A 1,046-nucleotide genomic window follows, 5' to 3' on the forward strand; every position below is an offset into this window, starting at 1 on the left:
ACGATATCGCAACCCTCTGTACCGGCCATTGTAGCATGCGTGAAGCCCAAGACATAAGGGGCATGATGATTTGACGTCATCCCCACCTTCCTCCGAGTTAACCCCGGCAGTCTCTCGTGAGTCCCCACCACAACATGCTGGCAACACGAGACAAGGGTTGCGCTCGTTGCGGGACTTAACCCAACATCTCACGACACGAGCTGACGACAACCATGCACCACCTGTACACCACCAACCAAATGCAACCACATCTCTGCGATCCCGCGGTGTATGTCAAGCCTTGGTAAGGTTCTTCGCGTTGCATCGAATTAATCCGCATGCTCCGCCGCTTGTGCGGGCCCCCGTCAATTCCTTTGAGTTTTAGCCTTGCGGCCGTACTCCCCAGGCGGGGAACTTAATGCGTTAGCTACGGCGCAGAAAACCTGGAAAGGCCCCCCACACCTAGTTCCCAACGTTTACAGCATGGACTACCAGGGTATCTAATCCTGTTCGCTACCCATGCTTTCGCTCCTCAGCGTCAGTAATGGCCCAGTGACCTGCCTTCGCCATCGGTGTTCCTCCAGATATCTGCGCATTCCACCGCTACACCTGGAATTCCAGTCACCCCTACCACACTCAAGCCTGCCCGTACCCACTGCACGCGCGAAGTTAAGCCCCGCGTTTTCACAGCAGGCGCAACAAGCCGCCTACAAGCCCTTTACGCCCAATAATTCCGGACAACGCTCGCGCCCTACGTATTACCGCGGCTGCTGGCACGTAGTTAGCCGGCGCTTCTTCTCCACCTACCCTCAACCCACCAAAAAATGAGCCTTGTTCGATAGCGAAAGAGGTTTACAACCCGAAAGCCTTCATCCCCCACGCGGCGTCGCTGCATCAGGCTTTCGCCCATTGTGCAATATCCCCCACTGCTGCCTCCCGTAGGAGTCTGGGCCGTATCTCAGTCCCAATGTGGCCGGTCACCCTCTCAGGCCGGCTACCCGTCACCGCCTTGGTAGGCCATCACCCCACCAACAAGCTGATAGGCCGCGAGCCCATCCCCCTTCACA

At 57.3% G+C, this 1,046-nt stretch carries 1 rRNA gene; it reads right to left on the reverse strand.

Annotated elements, in window-relative coordinates:
• Positions 1–1,046: ribosomal RNA gene (locus tag ACRQDJ_RS09230) — 16S ribosomal RNA — on the reverse strand; the annotation flags it as partial.

This window comes from Actinotignum urematis, from assembly GCF_051264595.1.
In the GTDB taxonomy this organism is placed as follows: Bacteria; Actinomycetota; Actinomycetes; order Actinomycetales; family Actinomycetaceae; genus Actinotignum; species Actinotignum timonense_A.